Annotated in this window: 15 protein-coding genes; 9 read left to right on the forward strand and 6 right to left on the reverse strand. The window is 69.8% G+C overall.

Features of this window, described 5'->3' with window-relative positions:
• Positions 1-286 precede the first annotated feature (286 nt).
• The 4 genes from QHF84_RS10740 to rpsT all read left to right on the forward strand — a co-directional run bounded on the left by QHF84_RS10740 (position 287) and on the right by rpsT (position 2,932).
• Positions 287-874 carry a sigma-70 family RNA polymerase sigma factor gene (locus QHF84_RS10740; RefSeq protein WP_153821614.1) on the forward strand — a complete coding sequence of 196 codons (588 nt, stop codon included), beginning with the start codon at positions 287-289 and terminating at the stop codon, positions 872-874.
• A complete protein-coding gene (locus QHF84_RS10745; protein WP_281313136.1) occupies positions 871-2,352 on the forward strand; it encodes a hypothetical protein in 1,482 nt (493 codons plus the stop codon). The genes QHF84_RS10740 and QHF84_RS10745 overlap by 4 nt, the downstream gene beginning before the upstream one ends.
• Before the next feature lie 119 nt (positions 2,353-2,471).
• Positions 2,472-2,651, forward strand: a complete 180-nt coding sequence (locus QHF84_RS10750; protein ID WP_281313137.1) for a hypothetical protein — start codon at positions 2,472-2,474, stop codon at positions 2,649-2,651.
• Between the two features lie 11 nt (positions 2,652-2,662).
• The gene (gene rpsT, locus QHF84_RS10755) at positions 2,663-2,932 is read left to right on the forward strand and encodes a 30S ribosomal protein S20 (protein WP_281313138.1); all 270 of its coding nucleotides are present in this window, start codon (positions 2,663-2,665) and stop codon (positions 2,930-2,932) included.
• 160 nt (positions 2,933-3,092) lie between these two features.
• Here the strand turns inward: rpsT and polA are convergent, their stop codons facing one another.
• The 4 genes from polA to QHF84_RS10775 are packed head-to-tail and all read right to left on the reverse strand — an operon-like array spanning position 3,093 to position 9,238.
• Positions 3,093-5,789 carry a DNA polymerase I gene (gene polA, locus QHF84_RS10760; protein ID WP_281313139.1) on the reverse strand — a complete coding sequence of 899 codons (2,697 nt, stop codon included), beginning with the start codon at positions 5,787-5,789 and terminating at the stop codon, positions 3,093-3,095.
• A gap of 51 nt (positions 5,790-5,840) precedes the next feature.
• Complete coding sequence (locus QHF84_RS10765; RefSeq protein ID WP_281313140.1) at positions 5,841-7,163, reverse strand: carboxypeptidase regulatory-like domain-containing protein; 1,323 nt, start codon at positions 7,161-7,163, stop codon at positions 5,841-5,843.
• Positions 7,160-7,357, reverse strand: a complete 198-nt coding sequence (locus QHF84_RS10770) for a hypothetical protein (RefSeq protein WP_281313141.1) — start codon at positions 7,355-7,357, stop codon at positions 7,160-7,162. The genes QHF84_RS10765 and QHF84_RS10770 overlap by 4 nt, the downstream gene beginning before the upstream one ends.
• Before the next feature lie 45 nt (positions 7,358-7,402).
• Positions 7,403-9,238: a S8 family peptidase gene (locus tag QHF84_RS10775; protein WP_281313142.1), complete on the reverse strand. Its 1,836-nt coding sequence runs from the start codon at positions 9,236-9,238 to the stop codon at positions 7,403-7,405.
• Positions 9,239-9,368: 130 nt separating this feature from the next.
• Here QHF84_RS10775 and QHF84_RS10780 point away from each other — a divergent pair, with 130 nt between their 5' ends.
• From QHF84_RS10780 to QHF84_RS10790, 3 genes are all read left to right on the forward strand, one after another.
• The gene (locus QHF84_RS10780) at positions 9,369-10,583 is read left to right on the forward strand and encodes an aminotransferase class I/II-fold pyridoxal phosphate-dependent enzyme (protein ID WP_281313143.1); all 1,215 of its coding nucleotides are present in this window, start codon (positions 9,369-9,371) and stop codon (positions 10,581-10,583) included.
• Positions 10,584-10,698: 115 nt separating this feature from the next.
• Positions 10,699-12,192 (forward strand): kelch repeat-containing protein, encoded by a 1,494-nt coding sequence (locus tag QHF84_RS10785; protein WP_281313144.1) that lies wholly within the window; start codon positions 10,699-10,701, stop codon positions 12,190-12,192.
• Positions 12,193-12,195: 3 nt separating this feature from the next.
• Positions 12,196-13,227, forward strand: a complete 1,032-nt coding sequence (locus QHF84_RS10790) for a sulfate ABC transporter substrate-binding protein (RefSeq protein ID WP_281313145.1) — start codon at positions 12,196-12,198, stop codon at positions 13,225-13,227.
• Between the two features lie 3 nt (positions 13,228-13,230).
• Here the strand turns inward: QHF84_RS10790 and QHF84_RS10795 are convergent, their stop codons facing one another.
• The gene (locus QHF84_RS10795) at positions 13,231-14,370 is read right to left on the reverse strand and encodes a S8 family serine peptidase (protein ID WP_281313146.1); all 1,140 of its coding nucleotides are present in this window, start codon (positions 14,368-14,370) and stop codon (positions 13,231-13,233) included.
• A 343-nt stretch (positions 14,371-14,713) separates the two neighbouring features.
• Here QHF84_RS10795 and QHF84_RS10800 point away from each other — a divergent pair, with 343 nt between their 5' ends.
• Positions 14,714-15,691, forward strand: coding sequence for a hypothetical protein (locus QHF84_RS10800; protein WP_281313147.1), 978 nt, complete (start codon positions 14,714-14,716; stop codon positions 15,689-15,691).
• On the opposite strand, the gene QHF84_RS10805 is transcribed toward QHF84_RS10800, so the two are convergent.
• The gene (locus QHF84_RS10805) at positions 15,688-16,155 is read right to left on the reverse strand and encodes a hypothetical protein (protein WP_281313148.1); all 468 of its coding nucleotides are present in this window, start codon (positions 16,153-16,155) and stop codon (positions 15,688-15,690) included. The two genes, QHF84_RS10800 and QHF84_RS10805, sit on opposite strands and share 4 nt — an antisense overlap.
• 584 nt (positions 16,156-16,739) lie before the next feature.
• Between QHF84_RS10805 and QHF84_RS10810 the strand changes: the two genes are divergently transcribed.
• The gene (locus QHF84_RS10810) at positions 16,740-17,159 is read left to right on the forward strand and encodes a hypothetical protein (protein ID WP_281313149.1); all 420 of its coding nucleotides are present in this window, start codon (positions 16,740-16,742) and stop codon (positions 17,157-17,159) included.
• The last annotated feature ends 18 nt before the right edge of the window (positions 17,160-17,177 follow it).

The raw sequence follows: 17,177 nt of genomic DNA on the forward strand, positions 1-17,177 counted from the left end.
CGCCGACAACCTCGTCCCAAGCAACGGCGCGTTGCTTTGTCCAACCGGCCATGTTCGGTTATGTTCGCGCGCCTGAACGTGGCTCGGGGCGCTCATCGGGGAGACCGTCGGGGGCACGGCCCGTGGGCCTTGCCTCCCGGCGATCCCTCGCTCCCGGTCACGGGCCTCGGGCACATCGCACCTTCGCGCTCCTCGTCGGACTCACGGATCTCGTCCGTGGTCCGACCGTGGCGGGACCCGCCCAGGGCGCCCTCCCTTCGTTTCACGCACCAGCGAGCCTTCCAAGATGGGCAAACCGACGGATCGTGAGCTCGTGGAGCAGGCACGCGCCGGGAACGCGCAAGCGTTCGGGACGCTCGTGCAGCGTTACCAGCGGCGCATTTTCCGCCTCGCGTTCCACCTCGTGCGTACGGGCGCGGAGGCCGAGGACGTGACGCAGGAGACCTTCGTCCGAGCCTACCAGGCGCTCGACCGCTTCGACGGTCGCAGCGAGCCGTTCACCTGGCTCTATCGCATCGCCGTCAACCTCTCGCTCAACACCATCCGCGCTCGCAAGCCGAAGCGCGACGCGGTGCCCGCGGACGATCCGCGCATCGAGCCGCTCCTCGCGGAGCATCGCTCGTCGCATGGCTCGGATCCGGCGCGGATCGCGCAGGAGCGTCAGCTCACGAAGGCGCTGTGCGAGGGCATCGACAAGCTGTCGGACACGCTCCGGACCACGCTGGTCCTCGTGTGCATCGACGGCATGGGCCACGAAGAGGCCGCGCGGGTGCTCGATTGTCCCGAGGGCACGGTCGCCTGGCGCGTGCACGAAGCGCGGCGCAAGCTGCGCGAGCACCTCGAAAAGCAAGGGTTTGGAGGGGACGCGGCATGAGCCCCCAAGACAAGACCGACAAGACCGATCTCGGTTCCAAGGTCGACACGCTCCTCGGTTCCTGGCCTGCGCCGCACATGGATGATGCGGCTTGGGAGGAACGAGCGGCCTCGATCGTCGCGGCTGCGCAGGCCGCTCCGCCCGCGGATGACGCGCTTCTCACGGCGCTCTTCGCACCGCCTTCACTCTCGCCCGAGGCGGGAGAAGCAGAACGCTTGGTAGCTTCGGACGGCCCCGCGCGGCCTGTCCTTTCAGGAGAAAGAACGATGTCTCAGCAGGATTCGAACTCCGGGTCTTCGGCCAAGCCCCCGGAGAGCATGCCCATGAGCGCTGCGGCCTCCAAGCGTCCTTCGCTGAAGGAGCTTGCCGCGCGTGCCAGCCAAGCGGGTGCGTCGCGCGCGAGCATCCCGGGGCCGAGCTCGATCCCGCCGGCATCCATCAGCAAGCCGCCGTCGGAGGCGCCGCCTCCGCCCGTCTCGCGCACGCCGCTGCCCTCCGCGCCGCCGCCCAGGCTCTCGGAGACGGGCAGCAAGGAAGACTCGGGCGTCGTCGACCTCAACGCCATCAACAAGACGGCGACGGCCGAGCAGATCGCGGCAGCCGAGAAGGCGAAGCCCGCGACGCACGACCTCGCGTTCGAGGGCGACGAGAAGGTCGCCGCGGCGAGCGCGGGCAACGTGAAGAACCTCGCCGAGGCGCGCGAGAAGAAGGCCGAGAAGAAGGGCAGCGGCGCGACGTGGGGCATCCTCGTCGCGGTCGTCGGCATCGCCGCGGGCGTCGCGATCGTGATGCGTGGGCAGGCGCCGAAGGAGAACACGACCACGGCGAACGTCGGGCAGGAAAAACCCCAGGTCGCGGCCGAGGCGCCGAAGCCGGTCGAGCAGAAGATCGCCGAGGCGCCGCCGCCGGCGTCGACGGGTTTGTCGGTGGACTCGCTGCCGACGGAGCCCTCGGCGGATGCGCAGAAGGCCGCGCAGCCGACGGGCGGCGGCCCTGTGGCCGATCCGAAGGTCGCTGCGGCCACGCCGCCTGCGGGCGGCGCGGAAGCGCAGCAGGCGCCGGCTGCGCCTGCCGGTCCGGCCCCGACGATCGGCGCGAAGCCCGGCGATCTCGCGGGCGCGATGGCGCAGGCCGTCGGTGGTTCGACCGAGAAAAATGACGGCACGGGCGAGATGGTCCCCGCGGCGGGCGGCAACAAGGGCGGCAACCAGACGATCCCGGAGCAGCCGTCGCAGGGCTCGGTCGCGAGCGCCGTCGGCGCGGTGATGCCGGGCGCGAAGGCATGCGTCGCGGGCGCAGACGACGTGTCGCGCGCGCAGATCACGTTCTCGTCGGGCGGCACCGTGACGAACGTCAGCGTGACGGGCTGGGCCGCGAGCAACGGGCAGAGCGGGTGCGTCAAGTCTGCGCTGAAGGGCGCGAACGTCGGCGCGTTCTCGAAGCCCTCGTTCACCGTCGGCGTGACGATCCGGCCCTGAACGGCCGTAGCGCGCCGGCCGGGCTCGGGCCCACGAGGTTCGGCCGGCGCGACGGATCGTGCGGAAAACGTGTGTCTTGCCTTGACAGGCGGGACCCTCCGAATAGACTCCGCCCCCCCATGGTCTCCGCAACGCAGCAAAGCAGCCGCATCCGCAAGCGGAAGTCGCGGCGCGCAGGCACCGCCCGCAAGCGCGAGCTCCGCGCCCACGGCACGCCGAAGTTTCCGATCCACCTCGAGGGTTACGACCCGAACGCGCCCGATGCCCCCCGCACGGCGAGCGCGGCAGCGAAGAAGTAGGGATTTGCTCCATGGCCAATCACGCATCTGCCGAGAAGCGCAACCGCCAGCGCATCAAGAGGACGGCTCGTAACCGCGCCGCCAAGTCCGCCCTCCGCACCGAGCTGAAGAAGGCGCGTACGACCATCACGGCCACGCCCGCGGACGCGACGAAGACCGTTCGTGAGGCCATCGGCGCGCTCGACAGCGCCGCGCACAAGGGCACGATCCCCCGCAAGCGCGCCTCGCGCCTGCAGGGTCGCCTCGCCCGCGCGCTGCACAAGGCCGGCAAGGTCGCCTAGACCCGTAGCTGATCCTCGGCCTCGGCCGAGCACGCATCGGACCGCTACACACCTCGAAGATTCGAGGCGTGCGGCGGTTTGTTGCATTTTGTCGCCCCAAATCACCCGCCACCCCGCCCCTCTCCCGTGAGGGAAAGGGGCAAGGGGTGAGGTGTTGCGTTTAGTGCGCGTCGGCCCAGGTCGGGCCGGCGCCAACGTTCACCACGAGAGGCACGTCGAGCGGGAACACCGTCTCCATCACCTCGCGCACCTTCTCCTTCGCTTCCTCCACGCGATCCGCGGGCACCTCGAACGTGAGCTCGTCGTGCACCGTCAGCACCATACGCGCGCCCGGCACGACGGGTTCGCCGAGACGAACCATCGCGAGCTTGAGCAGATCCGCGCTCGAACCCTGGATCGGCGTGTTCTGCGCGATGCGCTCGGCGTAGGCGCGCCGGCCGCGATCCGAGCTGTGCACGTCCGGCACCATGCGCCGGCGACCGAGCATCGTCTGGACGACCTGCGTGTGCCGCGCCTCCGTCATCGTGCGCTCCATGAACTCGTGCACGCCGCGGTAGCGCTGGAAATACGCGTCGATGAAACGCGCGGCGTCGACGCGCGGGATGTCGAGCCGCCTCGCGAGTGCAGCCTCGCCCATGCCGTAGATCACCCCGAAGTTGATGGTCTTGCTCCGCCCGCGCATCTCGGCCGTCACCTCCGATGCTTCGACGCCGAAGATCTCCATCGCCGTGCGCGTGTGCACGTCCTGCCCCGTGCGGAACGCGTCGACGAGCACCGGATCCTTCGACAGATGCGCGAGCACGCGAAGCTCGATCTGCGAGTAGTCGGCGCTGAGCACGACGAACCCCGGCGGCGCCACGAACGCGCGCCGGATGAGGCGGCCGAGCTCGGTCCGGATCGGGATGTTCTGCAGGTTCGGATCCTGCGACGAGAGCCGGCCCGTCGCCGCGACGGCCTGGCTCCAGCGCGTGTGGATGCGCCCGGTCTCCGGGTGCACGAGCTTCGGCAGCGCGTCGACGTACGTGCCCTTGAGCTTCGCGATCGCGCGGTGTTCGAGCACGATGCCCGGCAGCGGGTGATCCTCGGAGAGCTGCTCGAGCACGTCCGCGTCCGTCGAGCGGCCGGTCTTCGTCTTGCGCAGGCTGCGTAGCTTCAGCTCGTCGAAGAGGATCGTCTCGAGCTGTCGCGGCGACGCGAGGTTCCACTCCTTGCCGGCCGCGTCGTGCGCGCGTTTTTCGAGGACCGCGAGCTCCTTCGCCATCTCCTCGCCGAGCGACGCGAGCGCCTTCGGATCGACGAGCACGCCCGTGTACTCCATCTGCGCGAGCACCGACGCGAGGGGCAGCTCGATCTTCGTGAAGAGGTCCGTCAGGTGCGCAGCCTCGAGCCGCGGCGTCTGCTGATCGACGAGCGTGAGGACCACCTCGGGGAAGGCCGCGGCGTAGCCCGTCGCCAGCTCGATCTCGACGTCGTCGAGCGCGCGTTGCGCTTGCCCGCGCTTCTTCGGCGCGAGCTCTTCGAACGGCTGCATCTTCACGCCCGCGTCACGCTCGGCCACGTCGGCGAGCTCGTGCGACGCCTCCGAGTCGAGCAGGTAACTCGCGAGCATCGTGTCGAACGTGACGCCGCGGAGCGCGAGGCCCTGGCGACGCAGGAGGACGTCGACGAACTTCAGATCGTGGCCGAGCTTCACGATCGCGGGGTCGTTCAGGATCGGGCCGAGGATCGCGGTGACGTCGGCCATGCCGAGCTGCGCGGGCACGCCGAGGTAGCGATGGCCGAGCGGCACGTAGACGCTCTGGCCACGCTCGTACGCGAGCGCGAGCCCGCAGATGTGCGCGCGCATGGCTTCGCGCGACGTCGCGTGGATCTCGATCGCGAGCTTGCCGGCCTTCTGCACTTCCGCGGCGAACGCGGCGAGCTCGTCACGCGTCGCGATCGCGCGCCGGCTGCCGCCCACGGGCGCCGCGGCGGGCACGGCCTTGATGAAGCGCGTGAAGCCGAGCTCCGTGAAGAGGGCGCGCAGGCGCGCGACATCCGCGCCGCCGTACCGAAGCGCTTCGAAGTCGAAGTCGACTTGTGCCTCCATGTGCAAGCTGACGAGCTTCTGCGAGAGGCGCGCGTCGGCCTCGTGCTCGCGCAGGTTGTCGCGGATCTTCTGGCGCTTGACGCGATCGAGGCCCGCGTAGATCGCGTCGAGCGTGCCGAACTCCTTCAAGAGGTCCGCGGCCGTCTTCACGCCGACGCCGGGCACGCCGGGCACGTTGTCGCTCGTGTCGCCCACGAGCGCGAGCAGATCGCGGAGCTGCGTCGGCGGCACGCCGAACTTCTCCTCGACCTCGGACGGGCCGTAGACCTTGTCGCGCCCGTCCCAGAGCATCACGCGGTCCGCGTCGACGAGCTGCATGAGGTCCTTGTCGCTGCTCACGATCACGACCCGGAGGCCACGCTCCTTGGCGCGCGCGACCGCGACCGCGAGCAGATCGTCGGCTTCGAGGCCGTCGGCGATGTAGATCGGGATGCGGTACGCCTCGACGATCTCCTTGCAACGCGCCATCTGCACGTGAAGGTCGGGTGGCGGCGGTGGGCGATGCGCCTTGTAGCGCTCGTCGAGATCGTCGCGGAACGTGCGTCCGGGTGAGTCCATCGCGACCGCGAGGAACGCCGGTTTGCGCTCGTCGACGAGCTTCGACAGCATGCTCACGGTGCCGTAGGTGGCATGCGTGGGCTCGCCCGTGGGGCTCGTCAGGGGCGTCTGGATCGCGTGATAGGCGCGGAAGACGTACCCCGACAGGTCGATGATGTAGAGGACATCGGGCGCGCCCGGCGGCGGCAGCTCGGCCTTGCGGGTGACCATGGGGCGAGCATGTAGCACGGCCGCGAGGCGGATTGGTCGAGCAGCCGAGCGCTACCGCTCGATGCGCTCGCGCGTCACCGTCACGTCGACGTTGCCCTCGCCCTCACGCGCGACCGACACCGTGACGCGTGATCCGGAGGGCCCGCGCAGCCTCTGGATCGCGTCGGGGAGCGTCATCTCCAGCGCCGATACGCCGTCGATGCGGAGGAGCCGATCCGCGTTCCGGAGCCCGGCCTTCGCGCCCGGCCCGTTCTCGACGAGCGACGCGATCACGATCCCGCCGGGCGTGGGCGCGAGGATCGCGCCGATGCCCTCGAGCTCGCTCTCGCTGCCGCCGTCGCCGCGCGCCCGAAGCGTGATGTCCTCGCGGATGACCGACGCGCCGCGCGTGGTCAAACCCGGCACGATGCGGCTCTTGTAGCCGTCGTGATCCACGCGCACCGAGAACGGCCCCGGCGGCACGCCCACGAGCGAGAACGCGCCCTCGGCGTCCGTCGTGACGGGCGTCGCGATGTCGAAGCCTCCGCCGCCCGCCATGCCATCGAGGCGCACCGTCGCCCCCGCGATGGGCTTGCGGGTCTGCTCGTCGCGCACCGTGCCCGAGAGCGTCGCCGCGCGCGGCAGCGCGATCCGCACGTTGCGCGCGGTTTGCCCGACCTCGACCTCCACGGTCTCGCTCTTGCCCGGCGGATGCCCTTCCGCGCTCGCGCCGAGCACGTACTTCCCCGGCGGGAGTTTTTCCAAACGAAACGCGCCTGCCGGATCCTCCACCTTCTTCGGCCGGCCCCGCACGCCGAGGTCGACGCCCTCCGCGTTCGGCAAGAAGAGCTCGATCGTGAGGCGATACGAGGTCACCGACGCGCCTTGCTCGTCGACGACCACGCCCTCGATCGCGCCGCCCGCGCCGAGCTTCACGATGTTGTCCTTGCCCGCCTCGACACGGACGCGCTCGGACGCCGGATGCTGCGCGTGATGCGCGACGACCATGCAGCCCGCGGCCTCCGCGGGCAGCCGGAAACGACCTTCCATGTCGGTCGTCGTCGTGAGCTGCGCGCTTCGATCGTCGCAGCCGACGGCCGCACGCGGGACCGGTTGCCCATCCGAATCGAGCACGGTCCCGGTCACGTCGTCATCGGCCGGCGGCTCGTCTGCCTTGGCGATCGCAGGCTTCGACGTCGGACGAGGCTCGGGCGTCGTGCCCGCAGGCGCCGTCTCCACGGGCGTCGCGAGCGCCGCCGTGGTGGCGCGTGAGCGCGGCTGTCTCGCAGGCGGCGCGCCGGGGCTCGGCAGCACGAGCCACACGAGGAGCGGCACGGCCAGCATCGCGACGAAGGTCGCGAGCGCGAACGACCAGGCGCGCCGGGGCGCGGTCACGGCTCGACGCCCGGCCCCCCGCCGCCTGCGTCGGGCGCGGCGCTGCGGATGTCGTCGAGCTCGCCGGGCGACGTCTCGCCGGCAGGACCGAGCGCAGGCCCCTCGGGCTCCGCGGGCCACGGCGTCTCGCTGGAGGAGCCGCCGCAGCCGAAGAGCGAGAGGATGCAGAGGACGAGGAGGGATCGCGAACGCATGCGCGGACTATAACCGAGCGAAGGGAGCCCGGCCGGCGGGGGACGCTAGCGGGTCTCGGCGAGGTTCGTACGCGCAATCCAGGCGCAGATCGCCGCGTTCAGGACGCACCAGGCGACGAGCGCCACGCGGCCGAAGGGCCCGCCCGCGTCGCCGAGCGCGACGAGCGAGAGCAGGTACGCCCCCGTGCCCACGGAGAGGCCGGCGATCGCCGGGCGCAGGCGCTTGATGCCGAAGCCCACCGCCGTGAGCGCGAAGGGGACGAACGCGTTCGCGAGCGGCAAGAAGCGATGCAACGAGACGCCGACGAGCAGATCGAGATCCGCGATCGGGCGCGCGGCGACGTCGACCCAGAAGTCCGCGCGCGGCAGGAGCCACGGCGCGAAGAAGAACAGGCCCGGGCCCGCGGCGAGCGCGGGCAGGAGGAAGTCGAGACGCAGCGGGCTCTTCGCGTCCTTGTTCTTCTTGCGCGCCGCCCGCGCGACGAACGCCGTCATGAGCACGAGCGCGACGAGGCGCGTGAACGCATGTTGCTTCGTGACGGACACGGCCGCCTCGGCGGCGTCGAGCACGCCCGCGCCGTAGAGGCGCTTGCCGCCGTCGGAGTTATCGACCACGCGCGCGCTCTTCCGCAGCGCGTCCTCGACCGCGGCCGGATCGGTCACGCCGAGGCCCATCACGAGCGCGGCCGCGCCGGCGACGTGGGGCGAGGCCATCGACGTGCCGTTCCAGCCGGGGAACTGCTCGCACTTGTTGCGGCCCTTGTTGCACACCGTCTGCTGCACGACCTTCACGCCCGGCGCGGCGAGATCCACGCCCTCGCCGCGCGAGGAGAACGACGCGAGCTTGTCGTTCGGATCGGTCGCGCTCACGCCGATGACGCCGTCGGAAGCGCCGGGGTACTGCACGCTGCCGCCGGTGTTGCCCGCGGCCGCCACGACCACCGCGCCCATCTGGTGCGCGTGGTCGATCGCCTTCTGCAAGACCTTCGCGTTGCGCGGGCCGCCGAGGCTCAAGTTGATCACGTGCGCGCCGTGATCGGCGGCCCAGCGGATGCCGTCGGCCACGTCCGCCGTCGTGCCCCAGCCGTTCTCGTTCAGCACCTTCACGGGCATGAGCCGCGCGCCGAACGCCACGCCTGACGCGCCGATCCCGTTGTTCGTCGACTGCGCGATCGTGCCCGCCACGTGCGTGCCGTGGCCCTGATCGTCGTTCGCGTGTTCGCTCCCCGTGACGAAGTTCCAGCCCTCGACGCACTCCGTCGCGGCGAGATCGGTGCCCTTCATGTACGGGCCGTGGTCCTCGCAGGCGATGCCCGTGTCGACGACGGCGACCGTCACGCCGCGCCCGACCGAGAAGTCCCACGCCCGCTGCGCGCCGATGCGCTGCATGTGCCACTGCTCGCCGGCGAGCGGGTCGTTCGGGACGAACGACGCACGCACGCGCGCGAGCGGCTCGGCGAACTCGACACGCGGATCACGCGAGAGCCTCTCGAGCACGCTCGCCATGTCGCCCGGGGACACCGTCGCGATCTGGATCTTCGTCGTCGGCTCGAGACGCGTCGGCGTGAACGTGAGCCCGAAGTCCGTGGCGAGCGAGAGCAACGACGACGCGTCGAGGTCGTCCCGAGCGTCCACCACGATCTGCCCCGGCACGTCCCAGCTCGTCTCGCCGAGATCCGACGGCGTCGACAGGAACCCTTCCGTCGCGATGGCGACGGGCTCGTAGAGCGGGCCGAGCCGATCTTCGATGGCCCCCGGCGCGCCGTTCGTTCGCGAGGGATCCACGAGCGGGCGCTCGGGTCCTCGGGCGCTCGCGGCGCTTACGGTGGCGACGAGCGCAGTCGCGACGAGCGCGGTCGGGAGAGCGGCAGGCGTTCGCATGGCGTTATCCTAGCGCAGCGCGGAAGCCGGGTCCCGTGCGCATCGAGCCGGCGAGCGGACGACCTTGGACGCATCGCGGCGCGTGTCGCGGCTTGGCAGCGCTGCCTGAGTCGTGGTAGCGGCCGCTTCCATGGAGTTCTTGATTCCCTCGCGAACCGCGCGCCCCGCGGACGATCCCATCTTCGCGCTGAACGCGGAAGCGCAGGCGAGAAAGAAGTCCGGTGAGCCGGTCATCAACGCGACCGTCGGCGTGCTGCTCGACGACGACGGCAAGCTCGCGGTGATCGGCGCCGTGGTCGAGGCGCTGCGCTCCGTGCCGCCCGAGGTCGGCGCCGCGTACGCACCGATCGCCGGCCCGCCGGCCTTCTTGCAGGGCGTGATCGACGACCTCTTCGCCGGCCGGCCCGAGGCCTCCTTCGCGACCGCGGTCGCCACGCCCGGCGGCTCCGGCGCGCTCCGCCACGCGATCACCACGTTCCTCGAACCGCAGCAGATGCTGCTCACGACGGGCTTTTACTGGAGCCCGTACAAGACCCTCGCGGACGAGGCGGATCGCACCCTCGCGACGTTCCGCATGTTCGACGACAAGGGCCGGCTCGACGTCGCCGACTTCGAACGCAAGCTCGCCGGCGTCCTCGACGCGCAGGGCCGCGCGCTCGTTTTCCTCAATACGCCGTGTCACAACCCGACGGGGTATTCGCTCGACGATCAAGACTGGAACGGCATCGTCGATGTCGTCGGGCGCGCCGCCGCGCGTGGGCCCATCACCGTGCTGCTCGACGTCGCCTACGGTCGGTACGCGAAGCAGAACCTCATCGAGACGTTCACGCCGGCGCTGCGCCTCGCGGAGAAGGCCATGGTCCTCTTCGCCTGGTCCGCGTCGAAGTCGTTCACGCAGTACGGCCTGCGCGTCGGCTCGCTCGTCGCGCTCTGCCCCGACGCCGGCGAGCGCGCGCGTGTCCAGAACGCGCTCACGTACGCGAGCCGCGGCACGTGGTCGAACTGCAACGCCGCCGGCATGAACGCGATCGCTCGGGTGCTCACCGATCCCGAGCTCCGCGCTCGTGTCGACCAGGAGCGCGCCGCGTTCAAAGACCTCCTCGACCGCCGCGTCGAGCGCTGGAACTCCCTCGCGACCGCCGCGGGCCTCGGCTATCCGCGCTACGACGGAGGCTTCTTCACCACGGTGTTTTGCGAGGACGCGCCGGGTGCTGCCGCGCGCCTGCGCGCGGAGGGCATCTTCGTGGTCCCGGTCCAGGGCGCGCTCCGGGTCGGCCTCTGCTCGGTGCCCGAGAAGGACATCGAGCGGCTCGTCGGCGGGCTCCGGCGGGCGACGAACCCCTGATTTTTCCGGGCGCCTGACGACCGCGACGAAAATCGAGCGTTCTGGTAACGTCTCGACTCGATTGTCGCGCCACTCGGCGCGCGCCTCGGAGGCCGTCAGAATGGGAAGGTTCGAGATGGGTGCTACTCGCCAAAGGCCGTGGGGGCTCGTGGGTGTCTCGGCAGCGCTCGTGATGCTGCTCGGCGGATGCCCGGATGCGTTGACCCTGGGAACCGAGGATCCGACCGGATCCGGTGCCTCGGGCGGCGCGGGCCCCGGCGGAGGAGGAGGGAGCGGCGGCGAGGGCGGCGCTCCCACGAGCTGCATCTCGAACTCCGATTGCCCCGCGCCTACCGCGGTCTGCGACACGAAGAAGTCGACCTGCGTCGAGTGCCTCGAGATCCAGGACTGCGCCTTCCGCCCGGGCACGGTCTGCTCCGAGGGCAAGTGCGTCTGTCCGAACGAGGGTGAGTCGTTCTGCGGCGGCCCTCCGCGTTGCGTCAATCTGGAGACGAGCAGCCAGGACTGCGGCAAATGCGGGCACGCGTGCTTCGGCGCATGCACCGAGAGCAAGTGTGCCGACGCCTGGGAGCCGACGCCGACGCAGGATGCGCCCGCCGCGCGCTCGCATCACGTCGCCGTGTGGACCGGCGCGAAGATGATCGTCTGGAGCGGCAACACCGCGGGCGGCACCACGAACACCGGCGCCATGCTCGACCTCGGCACGGGCGCGTGGACGCCGACGAGCACCGCGAACGTCCCGCCGCCGCGCACGCGCGCCCACGCCGTCTGGACCGGCACGCACATGGTCGTCTGGGGCGGCGAGAACGGCACGCCCGTCAAGACGGGCGGCGTGTTCAACCCCATCTCGAACACGTGGTCGGCGATGACCACGGCCGGCGCGCCCTCGCCGCGCTCGGGTCACACGATGGTGTGGACCGGCTCGAAGGTGATCGTGTGGGGCGGGTTCGACGGGACGAACTACCTCGGCGACGGCGGCGCGTACGACGTGACCGAGGACCGCTGGGATCCGCTCCCCGCGGGCGGCACGCCGCCGAGCCCGCGCTCGGATCACTCGGCCGTGTGGACCGGCTCGGACATGATCGTGTTCGGCGGCTACGGCTTCAACGGCGTCGAGGTCACCTACCTCGGCGACGGCGCCGAGTTCGATCCGGGCACGGGCGTCTGGAGCGCCGTGAAGGACGGCCAGCCGCCGGCGCGCGCGCGTCACGCGGCCGAGTGGACGGGCACCGAGATGATCGTCTGGGGCGGCTACGACCTGCTCGGGCCCGCCTCGATCGGCGCGCGGTACAAGCCGAAGATCGAGTGGAGCTTCATGACGACCGAGGGCGCGCCCGACCTCCGGCAGTACCACACGGCCGTGTGGATCGCGCCGCGCCTCATCGTGTGGGGCGGCCAGAACGTCGACGGCACCTACCTCAACACGGGCTCGCTCTACAACCCGGCGACGAACACCTGGAGCGCGAAGCCGATCCCGACCGCGCCCGTCGGCCGCGCGCATCACACGGCCATCAGCACGGGCAGCAAGATGGTCATCTGGGGCGGCGTCACGCCCGGCGGCGGCGTCACGAACACCGGCGGCATCCTCGATCCGTCGATCCTCCCCTGATCGATGCGCTGGGCGCGCCTCGCCCTCGCGCTCTCTTGCCTCCTCGGGCTCGCGTCGTGCACGAACGAGCGACGCGAACCCGAGGCGGACACGACGCTCGTCCTCGCCGCCTACTCCGCGCCGCGTGACGCCTTCGAACGCGGCATCCTCCCGGCCTTTCAGAAGCAGTACGAGGCCCGCACGGGCAAGCGCCTCCGCGTGCGCGCCTCGTACCTCGCGAGCGGCGCGCAGTCTCGCGCCGTCGCCTCCGGCTTTCCGGCCGACGTCGTCGTGCTCGCGCTCGCCCCGGACGTCACGCGCCTGGAGAAGGAAAAGCTCATCACGCACGACTGGCGCAAGCGTGGCCGGCGCGGCTCCTTCACCACCTCGGTCGTGGCCCTCGCGGTTCGTCCGGGCAACCCCAAGGGCATCACGGGGTTTCCCGATCTCGCGCGCCCCGGCCTCGACGTGCTCATGCCGAACCCGAAGACGAGCGGCGGGGCGATGTGGAACGTCAGCGCGCTCTGGGCCTCGGCGCTCCGCGGCCATGCGGGCGTCGCCGCGAACGACGAGGCCGCCGCGCAGGGGTATCTCCGCGGCGTCTTGAAGAACGTCGCCATCGCGGACAAGGGCGCGCGCGAGAGCCTCATCACGTTCGAGAAGGGCGTCGGCGACGTGGCCGTCACCTACGAGAGCGAGGTCTTCGCGGGCCGCGCCGCGGGCCGCACCTACGACATGGTGATCCCCTCCTCGACGATGGTCGTCGAGGTCATGGCGGCCGTCGTGGACACGAACGCCAAGAAGCACGCCCTCTTGACGGAGGCCGAGGCCTTCGTCGATTATTTGAGCTCCAACGAGGCCCAGCACATCCTCGCGACGTACGGCTTCCGCAGCGACGACGCCGAGGTACGCGCCGCGCACGCCGCCGCGTTCCCCGAGGTGAAGGATCCCGTGCGGATCGACGCGCTCGGCGGCTGGGACGAGGTCGTGCCGAAGCTCTTCGGCAAGGACGGCGTCTTTCCGCGCACGTGGGAGACCGTGTACGCGGAGCCTTGAGCGTTACTCGAGCGCGCCTTCTTCCACCACGGCGACGAACTTGTCCTGCTTCTTCTGCTGCGCCCACATCACGGCCTGACGTGGCCGGATGAAGCCCGCGCCCTGCTGGATCTTCGGGTACTGCGGCATCGGCGCGGCCGTCGCGAGCAGGCCCTCGCGGATCTGCGCGGGCGTGAGGCTCGGGTTCGCTTCGAGCATCTGCGCCGCCACGCTCGCCGCGATCGGCGCGGCGAACGACGTCCCGTCGACGTGCTGGTAGTCGACGCCGATGTATTTCTGCCGGTTGATGCGCGCGCTCACGGCGTCGATGAGCCCGTTCACGCTGCTACGCTCCTCGTGGCTCGCGCGCTGCTTCTGCTCTGAAAAACCCTGCTCCACGGAGAGCTCTTCGAGCACGGAGAGGAGCTGGAAGAGCGCGACCGCCTCGCGTGCGACGAGCGTGCCGGGCAGCATCGGCGCGGGCACCCAGATCGCGGGGGCGACGAGGTCCGGCTTGTCGAGGCCTTCGCGGATCGTGCCGTAGCTCGACGGCCAGAGCGACGCGTCCCCTTCCCGCTCGCCCTTGTCGTCGAGCCCGCCCACGGTGATCGCCTCGGGCGCGGATGCGGGCGGGCGCGAGGGCCTCCCGGGCGTGTTGCCTGCGGCGGCGAAGACCGTGATCCCCGCGGCGACGACCTCGGCCACGGCGGCCTCGACCTCGGCGAGGTCGGGATCATTCGACGGCGCGGCGAGCGACACGTTGATCACGCGGATGCCGAGGTGCGGGTAACGCAGCGGCAAACGGATCGCGTGGGCGACGTTCTTGCCCGTGATCTTTCCCTCGCTGCTCAGCGCCTTGACGAGCACGACCTCGGCTTCCGAGGCGAGCCCGCGGTAACGACCGCCCGACACGTAGCCGTTTCCTGCTGCGGTGCAGGCGGTCATCGTCCCGTGCCACGACGCGGCGCGTGGCGTGAAGAAGTCGTCGGCGACGGCCTCGTCACGCGTTGCGTCGGCGTACGCCTTGATCCGGCGCTTCGGGCGCATGAGGTCGGGGTGCGGGTAGAAGCCGCTGTCGACGAGGGCGATGACGACGCCGCGGCCGGTGAAGCGGGGGTTGGCGTCGAGGCGCTCGGGGATGGAGAGGAGCTGGGGGCGGGCCATCGGGGGCGTGGTTGTGACACCGAACGAGGGTGGAGGGCAATGGATGGGAGCGGGGGAAACGGACGACGCGTCGTGTGGCACAGCGCATCGGGATCGCGGGGGGCGGCGACGATCCGGACGCGGCTCGTTTTTTCGAAAAGATGCGGTGGAAATGGCACCAATGCCGACGGCGCCATTTTCGGTCGGCCGAACGCTTGCATTGCGAACATTCGTGCGAGCGCCGAGATCCGCGTGGCGCTGTGCTGTGCTTCCGTACCCTGTAACACCCTTGACTTCGAGGTTTTTCTCCGTTCTAATGGAAGCGGGAATCGTTGGCAAAACGCGGTCGCGCCTGGAGGGCCTCATGAACCTCATGGGTTCTGCCTTATATTGTCCGCTACCTTCGGCGCTCCATCCGAACGGCGCGGAAGCGCAGGCCGCGACGCTCCGGTGGGCGCGCAGCCACGAGCTTCTCCCGACGGAGACCGGCTACGCGCGGCTCGAAAAAATTCAGCTCGGAACCCTCGCGGCACGATTTTTCCCCGGTATCGGCGCCGAAGCATTACAAATCGCGACGGACTGGCTCGCGCTGTTTTTCCTGACGGACGATCTGAGCGAACGGCTGGAGGTTCATCCGATCGATACCGCTACATTGCTGGGTCGACAGGTGAACGTCCTGCGTGGAACCGATCCGCCGCGAGGCGACGTCCCGATGGCGCAGGCGTTCGCGGATCTCCGGCTGCGGATGACGAATACGTTCTCCGAGGCCTGGTTCGCGCGTTTCGTCGACAAGGTCGCCGATCTATTCGCCGGTTTTGCCTGGGAGGCGATCAATCGACGAAACCGGTTCATCCCGCACGCGGAGCTTTATCTGGAGGCGCGGAAGACCACGATTGGCCTGTATCCGCTCATCGAGCTCGCCGACGCGGATCGGGCCCGGCCGTCGGGGACGGCGGCCCGGAAGCGGCCGGAGGTCTCGCAGTTCGAAAGCCAGGCTTGCCTGCTCGTGGGAATGGCGAACGACCTGTTCACTTATGCGCGGGAGCTCGAAGAGGGCGATTACCACAACCTCGTCCTCGTGCTCATGCGCGAGAAAGGAATCGGCGCCGCGCAGGCGGAGGAGCTCGTGATTGGCATGCACAACGAGCGCATGCGCCAGTGGTTCCAGCTCTCGGAGCGACTACGCCAAGACGACCCCGACGAGGGCACGCGCCGCTTCGTCACCGCGCTCGGGCATCTGCTCCGTGGCCACCTGGATTGGGCCTACGAAAATGGGCGGTATCAAATATCTCCCACCTTGCCGCCCCGAGCTGCGGTCCGGCCGGACGAAGGCCCGGTTTAGCTGCTCGCGCTCGCCATTTGCGCGAGGAGCCCGGGGTTCTGCATCGCGGTGGTGAGCGCGGAGCCCATCATGTCACGCAGAAACGACGCAAAATAATCGGCAACCCAATCGGAAAGTTCACTCGGCGAGGCGGTGGGCGAGGCGGAGGGGAATCCGTGCATCACATCCATCGAGATGATCAGGCTGACGCTCGCCGCGCCGTACAGGAGCTTGGGCAGCGCCTCGCCGTTCGTGACGAGACCCGGGATGACCGTCTCCAGGTAGAACGTCCGCTTCTCGCTGCTCTCCTCGACGAGGGCCTCGGACATGATCGCGACGTACCCGGCGATGATCTGCTGCAGATCTTGGCGCTGGTAATCCTTCGCCTGGGTGAGCTCGACGGCACGGACGAGCGCGTCCGTGTACTTTTCGACGTTCGCTTGGATGAACCGAGCGAGCTGCAGGCGATCGCCTTCGGTGAGCATGGTGGCATGCTACCACAACGTCCGCCCAGGGTAATACCGCGTTCGCCTCGGTCATCCGGGCATCCCTCGCGCCAAGACGTGACACACATCACGTTTGTTTGGCGTATGTGCCGCTCTCGCCTCCCGCAGCCCTGGAATCCTGCACCCTGAGGAACGCGCGACAGGACAAGCCCCCCGGGCGCCGGGTGCTCCTCCGGTTCGTCACGGCGCGGCAGCCACACCTTGGCGTCCACGTCGGCCCACACCGGGAGGCGCCGCCACGATGAGCCGAGCGCGGCGAAAGCCAAGGCATTTCAGGTTCCTGCGGTTCGCGCCCATTGAACGCAGCGCCCCATTCACGACCCGCAAATACGTTTGTCTCGGGAGGGACGAGCGAACGTAACCCTTCCCCTCGCGCCCCGCGCCCACGCCCGTCCCCCCGCAAGAGCCGACCACAGCCCGCGAACGAGACCGGCACCTCGTGAATGAGGGCGCGGCAAGCGGACGACCGGGGGACGACCTCGAGCCGCGGGAGGCCTCGACGCCTGCGGAGCCGCACAGTCGACGCTTGTAGGCCGCTTCGATGCATGGTAACTAGGCGGTCTATGGAACCCTGGGCTCGTGAATTCCTGGACGCGTACACGGCGGCGATCCCCGATGCCGCACAGGCACTGCTCGACTCGCTCAACAAGGACCCGACGCGGAAGGGTCAGTACAAACTCGACGACATGGCGCAGGTTCTCCAGGGCGGTTTGGCCATGGCGAGAGAGTACCTCGAGCAAGGCACGACCGAGATCCGGGACACGTACGTGAACACGGTCATCCCCGGCATGATCGCGCAAGGCGAGACCCCGGAAATGGTGGTGTCCCAGTCGTACTTCGCCGGCATCATCCAGACGGTGAGCATCTTCGCCAAGATCCGGCCGGAGTTCAGGCGCGAGGCGACGGAGTTCTGGGCCTGGTGGGGGATGCAGTACATGCGCGAGCAATACAAGGTCGCCGTGGAGTGCGCCGGAGCCCCCTGAGCATCCGAGCTCCCAGCC

Origin of the sequence: Polyangium sp. y55x31 (assembly GCF_029946505.1) — a bacterium.
Taxonomy (GTDB): domain Bacteria; phylum Myxococcota_A; class Polyangia; order Polyangiales; family Polyangiaceae; genus Polyangium.

Coding starts and splice junctions, on each gene's coding strand:
- QHF84_RS10740 (WP_153821614.1), top strand. CDS start 287: ATGGGCAAACCGACGGATCGTGAGCTCGTGGAGCAGGCACGCGCCGGG.
- QHF84_RS10745 (WP_281313136.1), top strand. CDS start 871: ATGAGCCCCCAAGACAAGACCGACAAGACCGATCTCGGTTCCAAGGTC.
- QHF84_RS10750 (WP_281313137.1), top strand. CDS start 2,472: ATGGTCTCCGCAACGCAGCAAAGCAGCCGCATCCGCAAGCGGAAGTCG.
- rpsT (WP_281313138.1), top strand. CDS start 2,663: ATGGCCAATCACGCATCTGCCGAGAAGCGCAACCGCCAGCGCATCAAG.
- polA (WP_281313139.1), bottom strand. CDS start 5,789: ATGGTCACCCGCAAGGCCGAGCTGCCGCCGCCGGGCGCGCCCGATGTC.
- QHF84_RS10770 (WP_281313141.1), bottom strand. CDS start 7,357: ATGCGTTCGCGATCCCTCCTCGTCCTCTGCATCCTCTCGCTCTTCGGC.
- QHF84_RS10775 (WP_281313142.1), bottom strand. CDS start 9,238: ATGCGAACGCCTGCCGCTCTCCCGACCGCGCTCGTCGCGACTGCGCTC.
- QHF84_RS10780 (WP_281313143.1), top strand. CDS start 9,369: ATGGAGTTCTTGATTCCCTCGCGAACCGCGCGCCCCGCGGACGATCCC.
- QHF84_RS10785 (WP_281313144.1), top strand. CDS start 10,699: ATGGGTGCTACTCGCCAAAGGCCGTGGGGGCTCGTGGGTGTCTCGGCA.
- QHF84_RS10790 (WP_281313145.1), top strand. CDS start 12,196: ATGCGCTGGGCGCGCCTCGCCCTCGCGCTCTCTTGCCTCCTCGGGCTC.
- QHF84_RS10795 (WP_281313146.1), bottom strand. CDS start 14,370: ATGGCCCGCCCCCAGCTCCTCTCCATCCCCGAGCGCCTCGACGCCAAC.
- QHF84_RS10800 (WP_281313147.1), top strand. CDS start 14,714: ATGAACCTCATGGGTTCTGCCTTATATTGTCCGCTACCTTCGGCGCTC.
- QHF84_RS10805 (WP_281313148.1), bottom strand. CDS start 16,155: ATGCTCACCGAAGGCGATCGCCTGCAGCTCGCTCGGTTCATCCAAGCG.
- QHF84_RS10810 (WP_281313149.1), top strand. CDS start 16,740: ATGGAACCCTGGGCTCGTGAATTCCTGGACGCGTACACGGCGGCGATC.